Raw genomic sequence first — 21,700 nt, 5'->3', positions numbered from 1 at the left:
CGCATCAATGCAGCCACCCCGCCGCCCAGCGCGGCACCAGCGACACCAGATACAGCCCGAGCCCGATCAGCCCGCCGACCAGCGTACCGTTGATGCGGATGTACTGCAGGTCCTTGCCGATGTTCAGCTCGATCTGCCGCGACATCTCGCGCGCATCCCAGTTGCGCACCGTGTCGCGGATGTGACGCATCAGGAAATCCGCGAAATCCGGCGCCATCTCGTGCACGGCCTTCTCGATGTGCTCGTTCAGCGACGCGCGCAGCGCCGGGCTCTCCGCGAGCCGCGCGCCGAGCCAGCCGCCGAGCGTCGCGGCCTGCCGGTGCAGCGTCGAATCGGGCCGTGCGAGATCGGCCTTCAGCCATGCGCGCAACTGATCCCACAGATCGCGCACGTAGTCGTTGAACGCGTCACCATCGCGGATGTAGCGCTTGATCTCGTCGCCCTTCGCGATGAATGCCGGGTCGTGCTTCAGCCGCTCGGTCAGCCGCACGACCGTGCGGTCGAAGCGCTGCCGCAGCTCGTGTTCGGGATCGGCCGCCACGCCCTCGAGCACGCGGCTCACCGCACTCGCCAGCATGCGCGCGCCGTTCTCGCCGAACCACTGCGTCGGCATGATCTTCTCGATCTTCGGGTATTGCGTCTTCAGCCATTCGACGATGAAGCCCGCGATCACCTCGCGGTTCTCCTCCTTGTCGAGCACGTCGACCACCTGTTCGATCGCATCGTCGAGCAGCGCCTGGTGGCGGCCGTCCTTCGTCAGCGTGTCGAGGATCGCGCCGGCCGACTGCGACAGGTCGATCCGGTCGATCACCGCGCGGAACGCGTCGTGGACGAACGACTGGATCCGCGCGTCGTCGGTCATGTCGAGCGCGAAGCTCATCAGCTTCGTCACGTAGCCGCCGAGCGCGTCGGTGTTCGCGGGCTCGCCGAGCCATGCGCCGAGCTTCTGCGCGGGATCGTGCTGGCGGATCTGCGCGGCGAGCGCGTCGGGGCCGAGGAATTTCTCGCGCACGAACACCGCGAGGTTGTCGGCGATCTTGTCCTTGTTCTTCGGGATGATTTCGGTGTGGCGCGACACGAACGGGATCGGCACGCGGCGGAACAGCGCGACGACCGCGAACCAGTCGGCGAGCGCGCCGACCATCGCAGCCTCGGCCACCGCCTTGAAGCCGTCGACCCACGGGCCGCGCGGCAGCAGGATCGTCGTGACGAATACCGCGACGGCGGCCAGCAGCAGCCAGAGCGCGCGGCGCTTGCTGCGTTTCAGTTCGAGGGCTTTGTCTGTCGTCATGGGCGACCGGTGAAGCGGCAATGCCGCTAATATGCACCGATCGCCGGCCCGCGACAAACCCGTGCGCATCGCGCGCGCCGGGAATGTTGTCCCGAACGGGTTTCCTGCTGCGTTCAAGCGATCCGACGCGAACACGGCCGCCCCGGCCACGTTCGCGCGTTGCCTCAGAGAAACGTCTTCAGGTTCACCGCCGGATCGGCTAGCTTCGCCGGATCGGGCACCGCGCCCGCCGCAATCAACCGACGCGACGCGCCGATGTCGCGCCCCAGGTTCGCCGCGGCCACCGCGACAATCTTCCCGTCGTCGCCCAGCCCGAACACCGTGAACGGCCCGCTCGCGGGATCGCCGCGCACGACGGTCGTCCGTTCGCTGCCGAACAGCCCGAGCATCTGCAGGTTGCAGTCGTACTGATCGGACCACAGCCACGGCAGCTCGGCATAGGTTTCGTCCGCGCCGAGCAGGTTCGCGGCCGCGACGGCCGGCTGGTTTTCCGCGACCTGCCACGACTCGATCCGTACGTGACGCCCGAGCAGCGGATTGAAGTGCATCGTCACCTCGCCGGCGGCGAAGATCGCGCGATCGGCCGTCCGGCATCCCGCATCGACACGGATCCCGTTGTCGACCTCGAGGCCGGCCGCCTGCGCGAGCTCGACATTGGGCACGACGCCGATCCCGACGACCACGATATCGGCCGGCACGTCGCCGCGATCGGTCTCGACGATCGCGCCGCCGCCCGGTGCGCGGCGAATCGCACGTGGCAGCGTCGCCATCTGGAAAAGCACGCCGCGCGCGTCATGCAGTTGCCGCGCATACGCGCCGACGACTTCCGGCAACGCACGCTGCAGCAGGCGCGCAGCCGGGTCGATCACCGTCACGTCGCAACCGAGCTGGCGCGCCGCGGCCGCCACTTCGAGGCCGATGAAGCCGCCGCCGAGCACCGCCACGCGACGCCCCGGCGCGAGCTGCGCGCGCAACGCACGCGCGTCGGCCACGGTGCGCACGTAATGCAGGACGACGCCTTCGTCGACCGGCCCGCCGAACGCACGCACGCGCGAACCGGTCGCGAGCACGAGCCGCGTGTACGGCACCGTCGCGTCGTCGTCGAGCCGTACACGCTGCGCGGCGCGGTCGATCGCGTCGACGCGCGAGCCGAGCCGCAACTCGATGCGCTGCGCGTCGTACCACGCGGCGTCGCGGATGAACGCGCGCTGCTCGCCGCCGTCCGACAGCAGCGCGTCCTTCGACAGCGCGGGCCGGTCGTACGGCAACTCGCGCTCCGCGCCGATCATCACGATGCGTGCGTCGGCGTCGCGCGCGCGCAGCGCCTCGGCCGTGCGCCGCGCCGCGTGGCCGGCGCCGACGATCACGAACGGGTCAGCCGACATTGACTTCCACCTGCCCGTCGACGATCCGGATCGGATAGGTCCGCACCGGCTCGGTGATCGGCGCGCATTTCGGCGCACCCGTGCGAATGTCGATCAGCCCCTGGTGCAGCGGGCATTCGACGCAGCCGTCTTCCACATAGCCTTCGGACAAGCGCGCGTGACCATGCGAACAGAGGTCATGCATCGCGAACAGTTCGTCGCCGATCCGGAACACCGCGATCGGCTTCTGGCCGGCGACGCGCGCCGCCGGTTCGTCTTCGGAGAATTCGTCGAATGTGCCCAGCGGGTGCCATTCGGCGAGCGTTGCTTCGGTCATGTCGTTTCCTTGGCTGTCGGATCGGTCAGATCGGGGTGGCGAGCAGCGTCTGCACGCGCGACGTGTCGTAGATCACGCGCTTGGTCTTGTAGCGCAGCCCGTCGGGCGTGCGCACGACCGTGTCGTAATACTTGCCGGCCTGGTACACGTTCGATTCGCCGTTGCTGCGCGTCTGCACGACCACGTAGTTGCTCTCGGTGTCGATCTCGCCGTCGCGTTCGGCGACGATCGTGAGGCCCGACGTCATGTGCCGGTACGTGTGCTCTTCGAAGATGTTCGCGTGCCGCAGCGACACCACGCGGTCGCGCAGCATCCGCTGGTTCGTGCAGTGGACGATCCCGACCGGCAGCCCGAGATCGGCGTTCTCCTTCGGCACGATCTCGTACGTGCAGTCCTCGGTGAACATTTCCGGCCAGCGTTCGAGCCGGTCGTTGTCGAGGTGGCCGATGTAGCGGTTCTGGAGCATGTAAATCTCGAACCACGTCTTCATGTCTTCCGTCAGGTTTTCCATCGTTCCGCGCTCCCGCTTCAATAGCCCATCAGCTTCTGATAACCGACCCAGAACTTGCGGATCAGGCTTTCGGTGATCACCGTGTCCTGCTGGTCCGGATTGCCGCGCGACATCTCGATCACCGACGTCGCATCGGCGTCGCGCACCGTGCCGCGCTGCACGAGTTCGGTCGCCTCCGTGTCCTCCATCGAGATGTAGCCGGCCGGCCCGACGAGGTTCGCCTGCTTGATGCGCAGCGCGCGCAGCTCGGGCGTGTCGTCCGCGTAGCCGAAGAAGTGGAAGATCAGCTCGAAGTTGTCCGGCCCCTTCGGCAGGATCTGGCGCGCGACCAGCGTGTTGTGGATCTGCTGGATCACGAGCTGCGGGAAGATCGGCTGGATGTGGTTCGTGCAGTCCTCGTCGTATTCCGACACGAGATCGAGGATCGACTCGTCTTCGAGATGGAAACCCTCGTCGAACGAGCGGATGTTCTGCTGCTTGTATGCTGCCGACGTGTCGTCGCCCGTCTTCGTCACCGTGATGATGCTGTGCAGCCCGTGGTTCGCATCCGGAATCGAGCGCGCCTTCATCCCGACGCGGAAGATGTTGAAGGTCGTATGGAACAGATGCAGCATGCTCGCGTGATACGGATCCTTCACGTTCTCCATGTACAGCTTCCAGTTCGACTTCGAATACTGGCGCGTGCAGCCGAGATACTCGATCGGCTTGTGGAAGATCCGATCGATCCACGGACGCATCTGCTCGCCCAGGTATTCGGGCAGCGGCGCCACGTCGTCGCTGAAGGTCGCGAACACGAGCCCGCGATAGCTGTCGACGCGCAGCTTGCGCAGCCCGTGCTGCTTCGGGTCGAAGTCGGCCGGCATCCCGGTCATCCCCTTCTGGCCGCGCCGGAACGGCACGCCGAGCAGGTTGCCCTGGTTGTCGAAGCTCCACTGGTGGTAGACGCACGTGTGCGAGCTCGCGTTGCCGCGCGACTTGCGGCAGACCTGCGCGCCGCGGTGCGCGCAGCGGTTCACCCACGCGGACAGCGTGCCGTCCTCGGTGCGCGTGACGACGACCGGCGTATCGCCGACGAACGTGCTCTTGAAGTCGCCGGCGTTCGGGATTTCCGCTTCCAGCGCGACGAAATTCCAGGTCGGCCCGCGGAAGATGCGTTCCTGCTCGCGATCGTAGACCGCGCGCGAGCTGAACACCTTGTACGGCACGCGTGAGCCGTCTTCGTGCGGAAAGCGCACATCGGACGCGTCGTCACGCGTGGCGAATACGACGGGCGATTCTGTCTGCTCCATGTCGGACTCCTTGTGGTTCCGGTTCGTTGATTCCATGGAGCCGATTTTTGAAAAGCTAATATTCGGCGTCTATCCGGAAAGTGCGATTGCGGCGGCGCAATATCCACTTTCGGCGGATTTCTGCGCTAGCATGGCGACACACGCGACCCGGCGCACGATCGCGACCCATTCGTCGGATCGAAGCGCGCGTCCACACCAAGGCCGATGCCCATGTCCCCAACGTCGTTCGAGCCGCTTGCGCTGCGCGCGCACCGGCTGTTCGAATCCCGCGATCTCGACGAGACCCGCGAGCGGATCTCGCGCGTGATGCAGCCGCACGCGCTGCTGCCGAGCGGTCGCGTGCAAGGCGCATCGCATATGGATTTCGTCCGGCTCGGCGGGCTCGGGATCGGCACCATCGCGTTCGGCGATGCGATGCGCGTGCAGGTCGACGCCGTCGACGGCTATTACCTGCTGATGTTCTGCCTGTCCGGGCAGGCGGAAGTCCACGCGATGGGCCGCCGGCTCGGCGTCGACGGGCAGACGGGCGTGCTGTGCGCGCCCGGCGAGCGCTTCGACGCGGTGCTCTCCGCCGACTGCGAGCAGTTCGTGCTGCGCATCGATGCCGCGACCGTCGGCTCGCTGACCGGCGATCCGCGCGCGATGCTCGACCCCGTGCTGCACATCAGCGATGCCGCGCTCGCCGCGTGGCGCCAGCAGCTGATGCTCGTCGCCCGCTCGCCCGAACTGCTCGAACGCGCGAATGCCAACCCGCGCGTCGCGTCGCAGCTCGAGCACCTGCTGATCGATCTGCTGATCGAAGGCCACCCGCCGTCGGTACCGAGCGCGCGCCTCGATCCCGCGCCGGGTTTCGTGCGGCGCGCGCAGGAGTTCGTGAACGCGCACTACGCGCAGCCGCTGCAGCTCGCCGATATCGTCCAGGCCGCCAACGTGCCGGAGCGGACGCTGCGCGACGCCTTCCTGCAGTTCCGCGGAATGAGCCCGATGCAATACCTGCGCGCGACGCGGCTCGAACATGCGCGGGAATTGCTGCGCGGGTCGGCGTCCGAGCGACGGATCGCCGATATCGCACTCGATTGTGGATTCACGCACCTCGGGCGGTTCGCGATCGCGTACCGGGAGAAGTTCGGCGAATCGCCGTCGGAGACGCTCGACGGGAAGCGGTAGGCGGGTGCGGGGCTTGTCGGGGTCGGTTGCCTTGCTGCTTGCGCCTTACCGCCTTGCCGCCTTGCCGCCTTGCCGCCTTGCCGCCTTGCCGCCTTCCCGCCTTGCCGCCTTGCCGCCTTGCCGCCTTGCCGCCTTGCCGCCTTGCCGCCTTGCCGCCTTGCCGCCTTGCCGCCTTCCCGCCTTCCCGCCTGCCGACCTGATCGCCTCGCTGCGCGCCTGCATCTACGGCAAATGACATCGCATCGCGATGCCCTCTCCGCATTCGGCGTAGCGTGGCGAAATCGACCGTTAGTTGCAATCGATACGGAAACGACCGGCCCTACGCCGCCGGCGCGATCATCGCCCGCGCGATCGCGCAGAACGCGGTCGTCGCGGCGCTTTCGCCGTGCAGCCGGCGGCTCATGATGATCGGCGACGTCGCCGTGGGTTCCGGCAGCCGCCGGTAGACGACGCCCTTCACGCGCACGCCTTCCACGCTTTCCGGCACCAGCGACACGCCCACCTGCGCGGCGACGAGCCCGAGCGCCGTCTGCAGTTCGCGCACCTCGTGCACGGCCGCGGGCACGAGCGCGCCGTCGCGCAGCGCGGACAACTGCTGGTCCGCGAAGCTCGGCCGCGGCGTGCTCGGATAGACGATCAGCGTCTCGTTCGCGATGTCCGCGAGCGTCAGCGGCCGGTCCGGATCGGCGAGCGGATGCCCGACCGGCAGCGCCGCGATCAGCTTTTCCTCAATCAGCGCCTCGCGCACGAGCTGGTCGTCGTCGAAGCGCAGGCGGCCGAACCCGACGTCGATCCGCCCGCCTTTCAGCGCGCCGAGTTGCTCGAGCGTGAACATTTCGATCAACGACAGCTCGACGTCCGGCTGCGCCTCGCGAAACGCGCGGATCACGTCCGGCAGCGCGCCATAGAGCGTCGACGGCACGAAGCCGATCACGATCCGCTCCGACAATTGCGCGAGCCGCCGCGTCAGCGGGCCGAGCTCGTCGGCCTGTTCGACGACCCGCGTCGCCTGCGCATAGAACACGCGGCCCGCGTCGGTCAGTTTCAGCGGCCGCGCGCCGCGCTCGAACAGCGGCAGCCCGACCTCGTCCTCGATCGCCTGGAGCTGGCGGCTCAGCGGCGGTTGCGTCATGTGCAGCCGCTCCGCGGCCCGCGTGATGTTCATTTCCTCCGCGACGGCGATGAAGTAGCGGAGCTGGCGCAATTCCATTTCATGCCTCAAAGGTATGGAAGTAGTCGGAAAGAGTGTTGGACGACGCCGGGCGGGAATTCCTACCATGTGCACCAACAGGAGGAATCGCATGATAGCAACTGCCGCCACCATCGAACGCATCGACACGCTGCTCGTCGACGTGCCGACGATTCGGCCCCACAAACTGTCGGTCGCGACGATGAATTGCCAGACCCTCGTGCTGGTTCGCGTTCGATGCACGGACGGTATCGAAGGCGTCGGCGAGGCGACCACGATCGGCGGGCTCGCGTATGGCGAGGAGAGCCCCGAGAGCATCAAGGTCAACATCGACACCTACTTCGCGCCGCTGCTGCAAGGCATGGACGCGACGCGTCCGGGCGCTGCGATGGCGCGTGCGCGCAAGCTGTTCCAGGGCAACCGGTTCGCGAAGTGCGCGCTCGAAACCGCGCTGTTCGATGCGCAGGCGCGCCGCCTCGGCGTGCCGCTGTCCGAGTTGTTCGGCGGCCGCACGACCGACGCGGTCGACGTCGCGTGGACGCTCGCGAGCGGCGACACGCAGCGCGACATCGCGGAAGCCGAGGCGATGCTCGACGCACGCCGCCATCGCGCATTCAAGCTGAAGATCGGCTCGAACGCGGTCGACGACGACGTCGCGCACGTGATCGCGATCAAGCGCGCGCTCGGCGAGCGCGGCGACGTGCGCGTCGATGTGAACCAGGCCTGGACCGAAACCGACGCGATCCGCGCCGGCGCACGACTCGCGGACGCCGGCGTGAGCCTCGTCGAGCAGCCGATCGCCGCAACCAATCGCGCGGGGCTGAAACGCCTCACGCAGCTCGCGCACATTCCGATCATGGCCGACGAAGCGCTGCACGGCCCCGTCGATGCGTTCGCGCTCGCGCAGGACCGCGCGGCCGACGTGTTCGCGGTGAAGATCGCGCAGTCGGGCGGCCTGCTCGGCGCGGCGAGCGTCGCATCGATCGCGTCGGCGGCCGGCATCGACCTGTACGGCGGCACGATGCTCGAAGGCGCGGCCGGCACGATGGCGTCCGCGCAACTGTTCAGCACGTTCGGCTCGCTGAAATGGGGCACCGAGCTGTTCGGCCCGCTGCTGCTCACCGAGGAAATCCTCGTCGAGCCGCTGCGCTACCAGGATTTCAAGCTGCACCTGCCGGCCGCGCCCGGCCTCGGCATCACCTTCGACTGGGCCCGCATCGAACGGATGCGACGCGACGCCCGCTGATCCCGCACGACACGACAACCGAAACCGGAGACACAGATGAACAAGCAAGCCATCGACGCCCTGCTGAAGACCTTCGACGACGCCGCGGAAAAGCCCGGCAATCCGCGCGTGCGCGCGATCGTCAACCGGATCGTGAAGGACCTCTGCTACACGATCGAGGATTTCGACGTGCAGCCGAGCGAGTTCTGGACCGCGCTCAACTACCTGAACGAAGCCGGCCGTGAATTCGGGCTGATCGCCGCGGGCCTCGGCCTCGAGCGCTTCCTCGACGTGCGGATGGACGAGGCCGAGGAGAAGGCCGGCTTCCACGGCGGCACGCCGCGCACGATCGAAGGGCCGCTGTATGTCGCGGGCGCACCGGAATCGGTCGGCCATGCGCGTCTCGACGACGGCACCGATCCGGGCCAGACGCTGATCATGCGCGGCCAGGTGCTCGGCCAGGACGGCACGCCGCTCGCGAATGCGCTCGTCGAGGTATGGCACGCGAACCATCTGGGCAACTACTCGTACTTCGATCAGTCGCAGCCGGCGTTCAACCTGCGCCGCTCGATCCGCACCGATGCCGAGGGCCGCTACAGCTTCCGCAGCGTGCTGCCGGTCGGCTACAGCGTGCCGCCGGGCAGCAAGACCGAGCAACTGCTCGACCAGCTCGGCCGCCACGGCCATCGTCCGGCGCACATCCACTTCTTCGTTTCCGCGGACGGATATCGTAAGCTGACGACGCAGATCAACATCGAAGGCGATCCGCATATCTGGGACGACTTCGCATTCGCGACCCGCGAAGGGCTGATCCCGAAGATCAGGCAGGCCGAGGGCGCGGAAGGCAAGCCGTATGGCGTCGACGGGCAGTTCGCACTGATCGACTTCGATTTCTCGCTGCTCAAGGACAAGCAGGACGTGCCGGCGAGCGAAGTCGAACGGGTGCGGGCGCAGGCCTGAGCGGCCGTCCCGTTCGGCGAATCGACAACGCAAGGAGCGCAGGATGCTGTTTCATGTGGAAATGACCGTCCGCCTGCCGGCGGACATGGATCCGGTCAAGGCGGCCACGCTGAAGGCCGAAGAGAAGGCGATGTGCCAGCGGCTGATGAACGAAGGCGTCTGGCGGCATCTGTGGCGGATCGCGGGGAAGTATGCGAACGTCAGTATTTTCGACGTCGAGAGCGTGCAGCAGCTGCACGACCTGTTGAGTCAGCTGCCGTTGTTTCCGTATATGGAGATGGAAGTGCGGGCGCTGTGCCGGCATCCTTCTTCGGTGCGGGAAGATGATCGGTAAGCAGTGAATGTGAAGCGCGGCGTTATCGAACGGCCGCGCGAAGCACGCCCCGGGCGGCCGGCGATTTTCTCGCCGGCCGCCCGTGACGTTTTGCACAGCCGCCGGTTCAGGTGGCGCCCCGCGTCACGACGATACAGTGACGATCACCGCTCGCTCGCCAGATGCGCCGCGAACCCGACCGTCCCCGGCGCGATTTCCGCCTTCAGCGTCAGCGCCGGAATGTCGTAGTCGCCCGCGTTCTGTCGCCGGAACGGAATCGGCTGCGCGGTCCACAGTTCGTCGAGACGCTTGCCGAGCGCCGCACGCGTTTCGTCGAAGCGCCCGTCGTCCATCCGGTGCGTCTGGTAAATCACGAACGGCGGCAGCACGTCGAACCCCGGGTAATACAGAATCCCGTGCTGGATCGGGAACAGCACGTCGTCGATCGGCCCGTTGATGCCGCGCGCGCTGTAATGCGACTCCCAGCCGCCCGTCGTGACGATCACCATCGCCCGTTTGCCGGCCAGCGAACCTTCGCCGTAACGGTCGCCCCAGTGCAGGTCGGAATGCTCGCCGACGCCGTACGCGAAGCCGTACGCATACACGCGCTCGACCCAGCCCTTCATGATCGCCGGCATCGAGAACCACCACAGCGGAAACTGCAGGATCACCGCGTCGGCCCACTTCAGCTTGTCCTGCTCGCGCGCGATGTCGTCGCGCTGCGTGCCCGTCTCGAACGCGCGCTTCGAATCGCGTGCGGGATCGAAGCGCGCATCGGGCGCACGATCGGTCACGTCATCCGCGTCGAACGCGGCCTTCCAGTTCATCGCATACAGATCGGTCACCTGCACGGCGTGGCCTGCCGCTTCGAGATGCTCGACCGCGAAATCCCGCAACGCACCGTTCAGCGAGCGCGGTTCGGGATGGGCATAGACGATCAGCACGTTCATGTTCAAGGCTCCGTTGATTGAATGACTGCAGGATGCCGTCGCCGAAGCTATATTGGAAATGAATTCCCGATATTCCAGGTATAGCCGTGAACAATCTCAGACGACTGGATCTGAACCTGCTGGTCACGCTCGACGTGCTGCTCGCCGAGCACAACGTCACGCGGGCGGCCGAGAAACTGAACATGTCGCAGCCGTCGGTCAGCGTGCAGCTGCAGAAACTGCGCGACCTGTTCGGCGATCCGCTGTTGCTGCCGGGGCCGCGCGGAATGCGGCCGACCGCGCGCGCGGAAACGCTGCGCGAGCCGCTGCGGGACGCACTCGAAGCGGTCGAACGCGCGGTGCTGACGGCCACGCCGTTCGATCCGGCAACCGCGACGAACACGTGGCGCGTGGCCGCAACCGACTACGGCGAATCGACGATCGTGCTGCCCGCGCTGAACACGCTGCGCTCGGCCGCGCCCGCGACGCGCGTCGCCGTCGTCGAACTCGTGCCGCCGCGCATCGAGCAGGACGCCGAGCGAAACGGTATCGACCTGGCCTTCCATACGACCGAAGGTTCGCCGGAAGGGATGCGTCGCCTGCCGCTGTTCGTCGAGCGTTACGTGCTGGTCGGCCGCGCCGGTCATCCGAAACTGAAGCGCCGCCCGACGCTCGCGCAGTTCGGCGCGCTGGAACACGTGATCGTGTCGCCCGACGGCGGCGGCTTCTTCGGCGTGACGGACGAAGCGCTCGCCAAAGCCGGCGCCACGCGGCGCGTGGTGCTGTCGGTGCCGCATTTTCTGTTCGTGATGACGGCCGTCGCCACAACCGACCTCGTGGCGATGCTGCCCGAGCGGCTGGTGCGCAACACGCCCGCATTGCGCGTCGTGGAGGCGCCGGTCGAGGTGCCCGGCTACGAGATGTCGATGCTGTGGCACGAGCGCGTGCATCGCGATCCGGCGCATCGATGGCTGCGGGAGACGATTGCCGCGTCGGTGTAGATCGCCAGACGGGCGGTCGGCGCAGCGAGGCCACCGCGAGGTTCCGAGACACGACGTGCGCAGCGCGATGAAGCGAAGAGCACGGAGCAGAAACGGGCTTCTGACTAATGCGGCTTCATGCGTCGGCCCCCTTCGCCGACCGCCCTCGCCGCTCGCCCGAATCCGCCCGCCCGAAGCCGGTCGCCGCACGAACACATTCATTCAGCACTTGAAACCGCCTCGAACACTGTATATATTTACAGTGCTTTTGTACCATTTGACCCGAATTCCGTCACCCATGACGGACGGACTTTTGTGAGGCGACCATGTTCCAGTCATCCGCATTCGATCCCGAGCAACCCGGCTTCAACCCCGTCCACTTCGAGCGTGCCGCGCGGCAAGCAGTCGTCGATCTTCAGCGTGTCGTCGGCGGCCCCGCGCAGCGGGCGCTCGGCTTGCGGCGCCGCAGCCATCCGGCCGCAGTCCGCACGATGAGCTGGCAGGCGCTGCTGAATGTCGAGGAGCTGGCGTTCTCGAACACCGGCTTCCTGAACCGTAACGATCCGATGGTCGTCGACGCCTTCATCCGGCTGCGCGACAGCCGGATGGTCGCCGCGGACGTCGAGGAAGCCGTCGACTGGAAGCGCGACGACGACGATCTGCCCGCCGTCTATCTGATCGTCAAGGCGATGCTGGAAGCGGAAGAGCGCGAGACACAACGCGTCGAGATGGAGTGACGGCGGCGCCTCGCGGCCGTACCGTTACAGCCGCGCCGCGAGCCGCGAACCCTGATCGATCGCACGCTTCGCATCGAGCTCGGCCGCCAGTTCCGCGCCGCCGATCAGATGCACGGAGCGTCCGGCCGCCTGCAGCGGCGCGAACAGCGCGCGCTGCGGCTCCTGCCCCGTGCACAACACGATCGTGTCGGCTTCGATCAGTTCGTGATCGGTGCGCTGCTCGCCGTACGACACGTGCAGCCCGCGCGCATCGATCAGTTCGTAGTTCACGCCGCCGATCATCTTCACCTGCTTCATCTTCAGCGTCGCGCGGTGAATCCAGCCGGTCGTCTTGCCGAGCCCCTTGCCGAGCGGCGCGGCCTTGCGCTGCAGCAGCGTCACTTCGCGAGCGGGCGCCGCGACCTGCGCGCGCGTCACGCCGCCGCGCGTCGCGGCCGGATCGGTCACGCCCCACTCCGCTTTCCACTCATCCAGATCGAGCGCCGGCGACTCGCCGTCCTGCACCAGATACTCGGCGACATCGAAGCCGATGCCGCCCGCGCCGACCACCGCGACACGCCGGCCGACCGGCTGCCTGCCGGCGAGCACGTCGATATAGCTGAGCACGTTCGGCCCGTCCTGGCCGGGAATCTTCGGGTCGCGCGGCGCCACGCCGGTCGCGAGCACGATCTCGTCGTAGCCGCCCGCGATCAGTTCGCTCGCATCGACGCGGCGGTTCAGGTGCAGGTTCACGCCGGTCAGCTCGACCTGCCGGCCGAAATAACGCAGCGCTTCGTCGAACTCCTCCTTGCCCGGAATCCGCTTCGCCATGTTGAACTGGCCGCCGATCTCCGCTGCCGCGTCGAACAGGTCGACGTGGTGGCCGCGCTGCGCGAGCACGGTCGAGCATGCAAGCCCGGCCGGCCCGGCGCCGACCACCGCGATGCGCTTCGGCTGCTGCACGCGCGTATAGATCAGCTCGGTCTCGTGGCAGGCGCGCGGGTTCAGCAGGCACGACGCGATCTTGTTCCTGAACGCGTGGTCGAGACACGCCTGGTTGCAGCCGATGCAGGTGTTGATCTCGTCGGCGCGGCCCTGCGCGGCCTTGACGACGAACTCGGCATCCGCGAGCAGCGGGCGCGCCATCGACACCATGTCCGCGCAGCCGTCCGCGAGAATCTGCTCGGCCACTTCGGGCCGGTTGATCCGGTTGGTCGTCACGAGCGGAATGCCGACCTCGCCCTTCATCTTCTTCGTCACCCACGCGAACGCGCCGCGCGGCACCGACGTCGCGATCGTCGGCACGCGTGCCTCGTGCCAGCCGATCCCGGTGTTGATGATGGTCGCGCCGGCGCGCTCGACGGCCTTCGCGAGCTGCACGGTCTCGCTCCAGTCGCTGCCGTCGGGAATCAGGTCGAGCATCGACAGCCGGTAGATCAGGATGAAGTCGCGCCCGACCGCTTCGCGCGTGCGCTCGATGATCTCGATCGGCAGGCGGATCCGGTTCTCGTACGAACCGCCCCACTGGTCGGTGCGCTTGTTCGTATGCATCGAGATGAACTGGTTGATCAGGTAGCCCTCGGAGCCCATGATCTCGACGCCGTCGTAACCGGCCTCGCGCGCGAGCTGCGCGCAGCGGACGAATGCACGAATCTGCCGCTCCACGCCGCTTGCGCTGAGTTCGCGCGGCGCGAACGGCGAAATCGGCGACTTGATCTTCGACGGCGCGACCGCGAACGGGTGGTAGCCGTAGCGGCCGGTATGCAGGATCTGCAGCGCGATCTTGCCGTCGTCCGCATGCACGGCGTCGGTGATCACGCGATGGCGCCGCGCGCCGGCCGACGTCATCAGCGTGCCGCCGAACGGCTTGGTCCAGCCGGCCACGTTCGGCGCGAAGCCGCCGGTCACGATCAGGCCGACGCCGCCGCGCGCGCGTTCGGCGAAATAGTCGGCGAGCCGCGGCAGCGTCTTGCGGCTGTCCTCGAGGCCCGTGTGCATGGACCCCATCAGCACGCGATTCTTCAGCGTGGTGAAGCCGAGGTCGAGCGGCGCGAGCAGATGGGGAAAGGAGGTCGTCATGATGATCCTGCCGGTAAGCGATGCGTGTCATCGTAGGCCGCGCGCCGCCTTGAACGTGAGGGGGCAAACAGCCATAATGCTTGTCATTTCCGGCCAAATCGACATGACCTCCCCGTCTCGCAAGGATCACCTCGGGCTACGCCGGCCGACGATTCCGGTCGCCTATACGCGCCTGCTGCTGCAGGCGCTGGCCGCACGCGGCGTCGACCTGGCCGCGGTGCGCGCGGGCACCGGGCTGCGCGATGCAGTGTTGGCCGAACCGGACGCGCGCGTCGCGCCGTCGCAATGGGGCCGGCTCGTGCTCAACGCAATCGAGATCGGCGGCGATCCGGGCATCGGGCTCGCGTTCGGGCTGCTGCTGAAGCCGACCGTGCACGGCTTCCTCGGCTATGCGACGCTGACCGCGCGGGACATCCGGGAAGCGCTGGTCGTCACGCAGCGCTACTTCCGGATGCGCAACCGCCAATATCGGCTGACCTACGCGGAGGACGCGCACGGCGCGACGCTCGAGCTGCACGGCGTGCAGGCGAGCCCCGTGCTGCAGCATCACGTGATGTTCGAGTTCGTGCTGACGGGGCTCGCGCAGAACATCTCGCAGTGGTCCGGACGCGCGTCGCCGCCGATCGTGCTGCGCTTCACGTGGCCCGAGCCCGGTTATTTCGCGCGTTATCGCGACCAGTTGCCGCCGGTCGAATTCGGCTGCGCGGCGAACGCGCTGTGGATCGCGCACGACGTGCTCGACTGGCCGCTGCCGCTCGCCGACGAAGTCGCGCACCGGCAGGCGCTGGTGCAGGTCGAGCGCGAGTATGCGCAGGTACGCCAGGAGGAAGGCGATCTCGTCGAGCGCGTGCGCGCGGAACTGGCGCGAACGGCCGGCGACTATTCGAGCCCGGAGGCGCTCGCCGACGCGCTGCTGGTATCGACGCGCACGTTGCGGCGTCGGCTCGAGGACGCCGGGTCGAGCTATCGGCAACTGCTCGACGAAGCGCGGTTTCGCGATGCGAAGCAATTGCTCTGCGCGTCGGACCTCGACCTGAAGACGATCGCCGAGCGGCTGCAGTTCACCGACCCGGCGAATTTCACGCGCGCATTCCGGCGCTGGGCCGGGCAGACGCCGAGTGCGTATCGGGAAGCTGCGGCGGGAACCGCGCACGAATAACGGGAAAACGCGGGTGGCACCATACCGCCATACGCGTGGCCCCCATTTCATTTTCATCGGTATGATGAATGCCACGCCAACGCGATACGGGCCGACGCCCGCTTCCACCCATGTCCAGTCACACCACCGTGATCGAGTCGACGATCGACCGTATCGATACGAACCTGGTCCGTATCGCGGTCGACAACAAGAAGGTGCCGATTTATCGCGTGACGATGCAGGACGCCTGCTACTTCCTTTGCGCCGACGATATCGACGCCGACGCGTTCAAGCAGGTCGATCTGTTGAAACCCGGGATGGCGGTGCGCGCGTGCGTTTTCGACGACCATGGTCGTCGCCGAATCGCGTGGATCACCAGCAACGATCTGACGATTCAGCCCTACGACGCGCTCGCGCAAAAGGAACGTAATCTGTCGCTGCTCACATGGGCGTCGTGCGTGTTCGCGCTGAGCCTGCTGATCGGTAGCGCCGCGTTCAAATCCGGCTGGGCGCTCGTCCTCGCGCTGACCATGTTCGTCAGCATCATCAGCATGCTGGGCACGCTGCTCTCGATCGCCGGCTTGTCCGAACTGGTGTTCCGGCCGCAACGGCGCGAAGCCCAGGAAAAGTGGCAATGCCAGCCGCACCGGATCACATTCGAACGGAGCAACGTATGACCGATCGTTCGATGCGAATCGCGTCCGGCTGCGTGACGTCCGTCAGTCAGAAGACGATCAGTACGAAGGTCTGGAGCAACAACCTCGGCTGGACCACGCAAAGCATCGAGGAGATCGAGCTTCGACTCGACGCTTTCGATGCGCCGCTGACGCTCCGGACCGGCGCGACACGCGACCTGTTCGTCGTTGCGGGCGACCGGCTGGATGTCGCGTATGCCGCGTGGCGCGATAATCTCGCAATCTGCGGCATCCGCAACGTGACTGACGGTTCGATCTATCTCGTTCGTCTCGCACGCGTCGCCAGCGCCCGAACCGATGTCATCGTGACGATCGGCGTTCTGATCACCGTCGCGTTCGCCATCGGTATCATGTCCGCGCTACAAGGCAGCACGGACGGCATGCTCGACATCTTTGCGTGGTTTGGCGGAACCGCGCTCGGCTTCCTCGCGCTAAGCACCATCCTGCGTTCGGTGTTCGGCGTGATTGCCTGGCCCGAAATCCGACGGCTCAATCAGCCCGGCGGCAGACGCGAGATGAATGCGGCAAAAAACGCGCTGTCGCTCAAGGCGGCAGATGCGCCGCACATCCGCTTCCTCTGAGCCGACGAGCGCGCGATGCGTCAACCGTCGACGAAGATCCACGCGCCGCCGTCGCCCTCACCCGCCTCGATCCGCACGTCGCCGTTCGCGGCGACGATCGCGTCGTACACCGCGTCCGTCACGCACACCACCGGCACCGCGATCGCATACAGCTCGGCGGCGACGATCGCTCCGATCGAGATGATCAGGTCGCGCTCCTTCAGCACGATCCCGACCGGCCCCGTGCCGTTGCGCACCGCTTCCGCGAGCACGCTGCTGCTCGAACTCGAGCCCTTCGCGTGCGGCATCACCATGATCCGGCCCGCGAGGCTCGCGCCCGCCTGCGGATGCCCGCGATCGACGATCCGCCCCGCCCCCGAGTCGTAGCCGCCCCAGAAGCTGAGCGGCTTGTCGAGCACGATCGTCTTCGCGCATGCGCTGCCCGGCACGAGCGTGTCGCCCGTCAATTTCCCGATCGTTGCATCAGTCATCGAATCGCACCTTTCCTTCGAACGCGGAACGCACGCATTCGCGCATGCTGCCGTACGCCACCGTGACGCCGATGTTCGCGGGCGCATACGACGCCCACTTCCCCGAGTTGGTCATCACCAGGCCCGACAGCTGCTTCATGACCGGCGTGATGTACGTGCAGGTATCGACGACGATCTGGATGCCGCGCGCGTCGAACTTGCCGGCGAGCCCGAGCTCGCCCAGCTCCCACAGGATGAAGCGGCTCGTGTTCACGTAGAAATCGCACTTCGGCCGGCCGTCGAACTGATCGAGCAGCGCGTCGAGCGTGCGGAACTCGGCCAGCGAGAAGTGCGGCGTGCCGAGCGCGACCGCGACGAGCGCATCGCCGGCCGCGCCGTGGTTCAGCGTGCGGCGGATCTCGTCGAGATCGGCCATCGCGACATCGACCGTGCGCTGCGCCGCCCGCCCGTGCAACGCGGCGTCGAGCGTCGGCGCCTCGGGCGTGACGCCCACCGCATGGAACAGCGCAACCGCCCCGCTCGATGCGGCAGCCGCGCCGAGCGCCTTGAGTTCGTCTTCGGTGGTGTCCGCGGGCAGCCCGACGATCGCCGGCACGGTCGCGCCGGCGATCCGGCCGATCAGAAGCCCAAGCGCCGCGAAATAGATGTCGCGCGAGGGCCGCTTGCCGAAGTCCGGCGCGTTGAACACGATCCGCGCCGCGCGATTCGCTTCGACGTGCAGCCCCGCATACGGCGCGCGCCCGGTGATCGCGGCGGCCAGGTCGAGAAAGTCGCCGTAGCGGCTGGTACGCGCACCGAGCACCGAATTGGCGAACACGATCGCATTGGATTCCGCCCACGCGATCTGCTCGCCCAGGCGCGGACGATTCTTCAGCTGATACGGCGCGCACGTGAAGCTCGATTCGCAGCCGAGCTGCAGATGCGCATCCATCAGGCGCTGCGCGTCGCGCTGGATCGCGCGGTCGCCGTGATACAGCTCGGGATGGATCAGGTCGAGCGACCCGACGTTCAGCGTGGTCGGCACCGCGACCCGCGCGCCGGTGTCGACGAAATACTCGACGAAGTCGAGGCTGGTCCGGCCGTGGTAAAGACAGCCGTCGATATGCGCGGACGTGATGTCGATCAGGTGCGGCGCCGACATGACCTCGGCCGTGCGCGCGACGATCCGCATCGCGCGCGCAACGCCGTCGCCGAATGCGCCGCGCAACATCGCGTCGTCGCGTTCGCTCAACTGCAGCATGGGGGGCTCCTCGTGTCTCGTCCGGTGGATCCGGATCGCTTTTGTCATACTACCGCGCGTCGCGCCTAGCGCTGCGCCGTCAGGCTGAACAACTCGTCGCGCAACGCCTGGGCGCGACCCTGGCCGAATTGCGTCTCGAACTCGTCCTGCGCGGCTTGCCACGCGACCTTCGCCTGCGCGTAGGTGCGCTCGCCGAGCTTCGTCAGGCTGAGCGCATGCGCGCGGGCGTCATGCTCGGACGCGGCCGCGGCGACGAAGCCGTCGCGCTGCAGCGGCTTCAGCGCGCGCAACAGCGTCGTGCGGTCCATCACCAGCCGGTCGGCGAGTTCGCTCATCAACAGGCCGGGCCGGCGCGACAGGTTCGCCATGATCGAGAACTGCGCGGCCGTGACGCCGACCGGGGCCAGATGCCGCTCGTAGAGTTGCGTGACGAAGCGCGCCGCCTGACGCAGCGCGAGGCAATTGCAGGCCTGGGCCATCTGGATGTCGTTCATGACCGGCAATTTAAATGTGCATATGCATAAAGTCAATGTACACTCGGCCGTAACAAGGGCCGGCGCCGGCCGCGCGCATCCGGCGCCGCGCCATCGCTTCGAGGAGACGGACATGGACTACATCGACAAGCTGCGCATCTTCCGGTCGGTGGTGGAAATGCGCAGCTTCACGCGCGCGGCCGACATGCACGGCCTCGCGCGGCCGGTCGTATCGCGGGCGGTCGCGGATCTGGAAGCGCGCTTCGGCAGCCGCCTGCTGCACCGGACCACGCGCCAGGTCTCGCTGACCGAAACCGCCGAGCGCATCTACGAGCGATGCGCGGCGGTGCTCGACGAACTCGACTCGCTGGAAGCGCAGGCGCAGTCGTACACGCGCGAGCCCGAGGGACTGCTGCGGCTCGTCGCGCACACGACGGCCGCGCTGAACCGGCTCGTGCCGCTAATCGCCGGTTTCAAGGCCGCGCATCCGAAGGTGCGGCTCGACGTCACGCTGACCGAGCGCCCGGTCGACCTCGTCGGCGAAGGCTATGACATCGGCATCGTCGTGCCGTACATGCTGACGAGCGAGACGACCGTCGTGCGGCTGATCGAACGCATTCCGGTGGTGATCGTCGCGACGCCCGCCTACCTGCGCGCGCATCCGCGTCCCGAAACGCCGGCCGAGCTCGCCGGCCACATGTTCGTGCCGATGTCGCCGTCGCTGCGCCGGCCCGCGCTGTCGTTCCGCGTCGACGGCGACACGCTGACCGTGCCGTTGAGCTTCGACGTCTCGTCGAACAGCCCCGTCTTCAACCGCGAAATGGTGATGCACGACTTCGGCATCGGCGTGGTGCCGAGAGCGCTCGTCGAAGCCGAACTCGCGTCGGGCGCGCTCGTGCAGTTGCTCGAAGGCGCCGATCTCGTCGACGCGTTCGTGGAAATCAAGCTCGCCTACGCGAACCGCGCGCTGCTGCCCGCGAAGGTCAAGGCGTTCATCGACTACACGGCCGCGTACTACGACCGCGAAGGCTCGATTGTTCCGGCCGCGGCCTGATCCGGCGCGCAAACGCACCTTTCCACCGCCGATTGGTACAGCCACGGCACCAATCTGATCCTGTCTCGCCGCTCGCTTCGCATCGCGTGGGCACCTAATATGTGCACATGCACAAGTCCACGCTTATCGATGACGATTGCTTCGCGGTCCGGCAAGCCGCCCGGCGAATCTCGCAGTTCTACGAGCGCTACCTGTCGCGGGCGGGCGTCACGCCGTCGCAGTACAGCATTCTCGCGCTGCTGCGGGAGCGTCCGGGCCTGACGATGGCGACGCTGTCGGCCGTGCTGGTGATCGAGCGCACCGCGCTGTTGCGCGCGCTGAAGCCGCTGGTCGGCGCGGCGCTGGTCACGGGCCGGCTCGAGCCGCGTTGCCGGCGCCAGACGTTCGCGCTGACCGCGCACGGCGAAACGAAGATCGCCGACGCGCATGTGCACTGGCTCGCCGCGCAGGAAGCGTTCGAGCAGCGGTTCGGACCGGCGCAAGCGGCCCGCCTCAGAGACGAATTGTTCCGGATCACGCACAACCTGCCGGAACGCTAACTTCCCCGATCGGCGACGCGTCGTCGGTCGTTTCAATAAGTGCATATACATAGGTGAATCGATGGAAACGACCCAAGCCGCTGCCTCCCGCGAGGCAGCCACAACCGACCGGCCGGCAAAGCAGCGCCGCGTGCCGTGGATGCGGATCGCGGTGGCCGCCGTCGTCGTCGCGGTCGCGGCCGCGGCGCTCGACTGGCTGTTCGTGCTGCGTTTCCAGGAGAGCACCGACGATGCGTATGTCGGCGGCGACGTGACGGTGCTCGCACCGAAGGTGAACGGTTTCGTCGACAAAATCCTCGTGACCGACAACCAGCGCGTGAAGGCCGGCGACGTGCTCGTGCAGCTCGATGCGCGCGACTACGATGCGAAGCTCGCGCAGGCGAGCGCGGAAGTCGACAGCGCGCGCTCCGCGGTGGCCGAACTCGAAGCGAAGCAGCAACTTCAATACGCGGTGATCGGTCAGCATGCGGCGGACCGGAATGCGTCGTCGGCCGAGCTCACGCGCGCGTCGTCCGATCGCGTGCGCTACCGCGAGCTCGTGAAATCCGATGCGGTATCGAACCAGATCGTCGAGCGCGCGGACGCCGATTACTCGAAGGCGGATGCGGCCGTCGCACGCAGCGACGCCGCGCTGCTCGCGTCGAAGCGGCAGCTCGACGTGCTCGGCGCGCAGCTCGCCGATGCGCGGGCCCGCGTGAACACGGCACTCGCCGCGCAACGCGTCGCGGCGCTGAACGTCGAGTACACGACGATCCGCTCGCCGGTCGACGGTTACGTCGGCAACCGCACGGGCCGCGTCGGGATGCTCGCGAACGTCGGCGTGCCGCTGCTGACGGTCGTGCCCGCGGCCGGGCTGTGGATCGACGCGAACTTCAAGGAAGACCAGCTGCGCAAGATGCGCTCAGGCGATCGCGTCGATGTCACGCTCGATGCGTCGAGCACGCGCCTCCACGGCCGCGTCGACAGCCTGGCGCCCGCGACCGGCGCGACCTTCAGCGTGCTGCCGCCCGAGAACGCGACCGGCAACTTCACGAAGATCGTCCAGCGCGTGCCGGTGCGCGTGCATCTCGATCCGGAGCCGGGCATCGAGCACGTGCTGCGCCCCGGTCTCTCCGCGGTCGTGACCGTGCATACCGACCACGCGAACTGAACGGGAGCCT

At 67.3% G+C, this 21,700-nt stretch carries 23 protein-coding genes; 12 read left to right on the top strand and 11 right to left on the bottom strand.

The genetic code is table 11. The annotated features are described in order from the left end of the window. Nucleotides 1-4 precede the first annotated feature (4 nt). From PL79_RS04970 to andAc, 5 genes are all read right to left on the bottom strand, one after another. Nucleotides 5-1,291, bottom strand: coding sequence for a DUF445 domain-containing protein (locus PL79_RS04970; RefSeq protein WP_044847549.1), 1,287 nt, complete (start codon nucleotides 1,289-1,291; stop codon nucleotides 5-7). 164 nt (nucleotides 1,292-1,455) lie between these two features. Further along, nucleotides 1,456-2,676 carry an anthranilate 1,2-dioxygenase system ferredoxin--NAD(+) reductase gene (andAa, locus tag PL79_RS04965; RefSeq protein ID WP_044847550.1) on the bottom strand — a complete coding sequence of 407 codons (1,221 nt, stop codon included), beginning with the start codon at nucleotides 2,674-2,676 and terminating at the stop codon, nucleotides 1,456-1,458. Beyond that, nucleotides 2,666-2,992: an anthranilate 1,2-dioxygenase ferredoxin subunit AndAb gene (gene andAb / locus PL79_RS04960; RefSeq protein WP_044847551.1), complete on the bottom strand. Its 327-nt coding sequence runs from the start codon at nucleotides 2,990-2,992 to the stop codon at nucleotides 2,666-2,668. The genes andAa and andAb overlap by 11 nt, the downstream gene beginning before the upstream one ends. A gap of 25 nt (nucleotides 2,993-3,017) precedes the next feature. Continuing rightward, nucleotides 3,018-3,503 carry an anthranilate 1,2-dioxygenase small subunit AndAd gene (gene andAd / locus PL79_RS04955; protein ID WP_044847552.1) on the bottom strand — a complete coding sequence of 162 codons (486 nt, stop codon included), beginning with the start codon at nucleotides 3,501-3,503 and terminating at the stop codon, nucleotides 3,018-3,020. Between the two features lie 17 nt (nucleotides 3,504-3,520). Then, complete coding sequence (gene andAc, locus PL79_RS04950; RefSeq protein ID WP_044847583.1) at nucleotides 3,521-4,792, bottom strand: anthranilate 1,2-dioxygenase large subunit AndAc; 1,272 nt, start codon at nucleotides 4,790-4,792, stop codon at nucleotides 3,521-3,523. 210 nt (nucleotides 4,793-5,002) lie between these two features. Here andAc and andR point away from each other — a divergent pair, with 210 nt between their 5' ends. Then, complete coding sequence (gene andR / locus PL79_RS04945; protein ID WP_044847553.1) at nucleotides 5,003-5,959, top strand: anthranilate 1,2-dioxygenase regulatory protein AndR; 957 nt, start codon at nucleotides 5,003-5,005, stop codon at nucleotides 5,957-5,959. A 319-nt stretch (nucleotides 5,960-6,278) separates the two neighbouring features. On the opposite strand, the gene PL79_RS04940 is transcribed toward andR, so the two are convergent. Further along, nucleotides 6,279-7,169, bottom strand: coding sequence for a LysR family transcriptional regulator (locus PL79_RS04940; RefSeq protein WP_044847554.1), 891 nt, complete (start codon nucleotides 7,167-7,169; stop codon nucleotides 6,279-6,281). 91 nt (nucleotides 7,170-7,260) lie between these two features. On the opposite strand from PL79_RS04940, the gene PL79_RS04935 reads away from it, so the two are divergent. Genes PL79_RS04935 through catC form a run of 3 tightly spaced genes read left to right on the top strand, consistent with a single transcriptional unit; the run spans nucleotide 7,261 to nucleotide 9,667 of the window. Further along, the gene (locus PL79_RS04935; protein ID WP_044847555.1) at nucleotides 7,261-8,394 is read left to right on the top strand and encodes a muconate/chloromuconate family cycloisomerase; all 1,134 of its coding nucleotides are present in this window, start codon (nucleotides 7,261-7,263) and stop codon (nucleotides 8,392-8,394) included. 36 nt (nucleotides 8,395-8,430) lie between these two features. Further along, nucleotides 8,431-9,333 carry a catechol 1,2-dioxygenase gene (gene catA / locus PL79_RS04930; protein WP_044847556.1) on the top strand — a complete coding sequence of 301 codons (903 nt, stop codon included), beginning with the start codon at nucleotides 8,431-8,433 and terminating at the stop codon, nucleotides 9,331-9,333. 43 nt (nucleotides 9,334-9,376) lie between these two features. After that, nucleotides 9,377-9,667, top strand: coding sequence for a muconolactone Delta-isomerase (catC, locus tag PL79_RS04925; protein WP_044847557.1), 291 nt, complete (start codon nucleotides 9,377-9,379; stop codon nucleotides 9,665-9,667). Between the two features lie 143 nt (nucleotides 9,668-9,810). On the opposite strand, the gene PL79_RS04920 is transcribed toward catC, so the two are convergent. Then, the gene (locus PL79_RS04920; RefSeq protein ID WP_044847558.1) at nucleotides 9,811-10,596 is read right to left on the bottom strand and encodes an NAD(P)H-dependent oxidoreductase; all 786 of its coding nucleotides are present in this window, start codon (nucleotides 10,594-10,596) and stop codon (nucleotides 9,811-9,813) included. A gap of 86 nt (nucleotides 10,597-10,682) precedes the next feature. On the opposite strand from PL79_RS04920, the gene PL79_RS04915 reads away from it, so the two are divergent. Continuing rightward, a complete protein-coding gene (locus PL79_RS04915; RefSeq protein WP_044847559.1) occupies nucleotides 10,683-11,576 on the top strand; it encodes a LysR family transcriptional regulator in 894 nt (297 codons plus the stop codon). Between the two features lie 305 nt (nucleotides 11,577-11,881). Continuing rightward, nucleotides 11,882-12,292, top strand: a complete 411-nt coding sequence (locus PL79_RS04910; protein WP_044847560.1) for a DUF2471 family protein — start codon at nucleotides 11,882-11,884, stop codon at nucleotides 12,290-12,292. 24 nt (nucleotides 12,293-12,316) lie between these two features. Here the strand turns inward: PL79_RS04910 and PL79_RS04905 are convergent, their stop codons facing one another. Further along, complete coding sequence (locus PL79_RS04905; RefSeq protein ID WP_044847561.1) at nucleotides 12,317-14,350, bottom strand: NADPH-dependent 2,4-dienoyl-CoA reductase; 2,034 nt, start codon at nucleotides 14,348-14,350, stop codon at nucleotides 12,317-12,319. 76 nt (nucleotides 14,351-14,426) lie between these two features. Between PL79_RS04905 and PL79_RS04900 the strand changes: the two genes are divergently transcribed. The 3 genes from PL79_RS04900 (at nucleotide 14,427) to PL79_RS36040 (ending at nucleotide 16,764) form a co-directional block, all read left to right on the top strand. Continuing rightward, a complete protein-coding gene (locus PL79_RS04900; RefSeq protein WP_044847562.1) occupies nucleotides 14,427-15,509 on the top strand; it encodes an AraC family transcriptional regulator in 1,083 nt (360 codons plus the stop codon). A 215-nt stretch (nucleotides 15,510-15,724) separates the two neighbouring features. Beyond that, the gene (locus tag PL79_RS04895; protein ID WP_235879219.1) at nucleotides 15,725-16,165 is read left to right on the top strand and encodes a hypothetical protein; all 441 of its coding nucleotides are present in this window, start codon (nucleotides 15,725-15,727) and stop codon (nucleotides 16,163-16,165) included. Continuing rightward, complete coding sequence (locus PL79_RS36040) at nucleotides 16,162-16,764, top strand: hypothetical protein (RefSeq protein ID WP_063927861.1); 603 nt, start codon at nucleotides 16,162-16,164, stop codon at nucleotides 16,762-16,764. Before PL79_RS04895 ends, PL79_RS36040 begins: the two co-directional genes overlap by 4 nt. A 20-nt stretch (nucleotides 16,765-16,784) precedes the next feature. Here PL79_RS36040 and PL79_RS04885 read toward each other — a convergent pair whose 3' ends face one another. From PL79_RS04885 to PL79_RS04875, 3 genes are all read right to left on the bottom strand, one after another. Then, nucleotides 16,785-17,234: an aconitase X swivel domain-containing protein gene (locus PL79_RS04885; RefSeq protein ID WP_044847564.1), complete on the bottom strand. Its 450-nt coding sequence runs from the start codon at nucleotides 17,232-17,234 to the stop codon at nucleotides 16,785-16,787. Further along, nucleotides 17,227-18,474: an aconitase X gene (locus PL79_RS04880; protein ID WP_044847565.1), complete on the bottom strand. Its 1,248-nt coding sequence runs from the start codon at nucleotides 18,472-18,474 to the stop codon at nucleotides 17,227-17,229. The genes PL79_RS04885 and PL79_RS04880 overlap by 8 nt, the downstream gene beginning before the upstream one ends. Before the next feature lie 65 nt (nucleotides 18,475-18,539). Then, nucleotides 18,540-18,968 (bottom strand): MarR family winged helix-turn-helix transcriptional regulator, encoded by a 429-nt coding sequence (locus PL79_RS04875; RefSeq protein ID WP_044847566.1) that lies wholly within the window; start codon nucleotides 18,966-18,968, stop codon nucleotides 18,540-18,542. 112 nt (nucleotides 18,969-19,080) lie between these two features. Here PL79_RS04875 and PL79_RS04870 point away from each other — a divergent pair, with 112 nt between their 5' ends. The 3 genes from PL79_RS04870 to PL79_RS04860 all read left to right on the top strand — a co-directional run bounded on the left by PL79_RS04870 (nucleotide 19,081) and on the right by PL79_RS04860 (nucleotide 21,690). Next, nucleotides 19,081-20,001, top strand: coding sequence for a LysR family transcriptional regulator (locus PL79_RS04870; protein ID WP_044847567.1), 921 nt, complete (start codon nucleotides 19,081-19,083; stop codon nucleotides 19,999-20,001). A gap of 107 nt (nucleotides 20,002-20,108) precedes the next feature. Continuing rightward, the gene (locus tag PL79_RS04865; RefSeq protein ID WP_044847568.1) at nucleotides 20,109-20,540 is read left to right on the top strand and encodes a MarR family winged helix-turn-helix transcriptional regulator; all 432 of its coding nucleotides are present in this window, start codon (nucleotides 20,109-20,111) and stop codon (nucleotides 20,538-20,540) included. A 61-nt stretch (nucleotides 20,541-20,601) separates the two neighbouring features. After that, nucleotides 20,602-21,690 (top strand): HlyD family secretion protein, encoded by a 1,089-nt coding sequence (locus PL79_RS04860; RefSeq protein ID WP_044847569.1) that lies wholly within the window; start codon nucleotides 20,602-20,604, stop codon nucleotides 21,688-21,690. Nucleotides 21,691-21,700 lie beyond the last annotated feature (10 nt).

Source organism: Burkholderia sp. USMB20 (assembly GCF_000949135.2).
GTDB lineage: Bacteria > Pseudomonadota > Gammaproteobacteria > Burkholderiales > Burkholderiaceae > Burkholderia.
The sequence above is the reverse complement of the archived record's forward strand: the minus strand, read 5'-3'. Positions and strand labels throughout refer to the sequence as shown.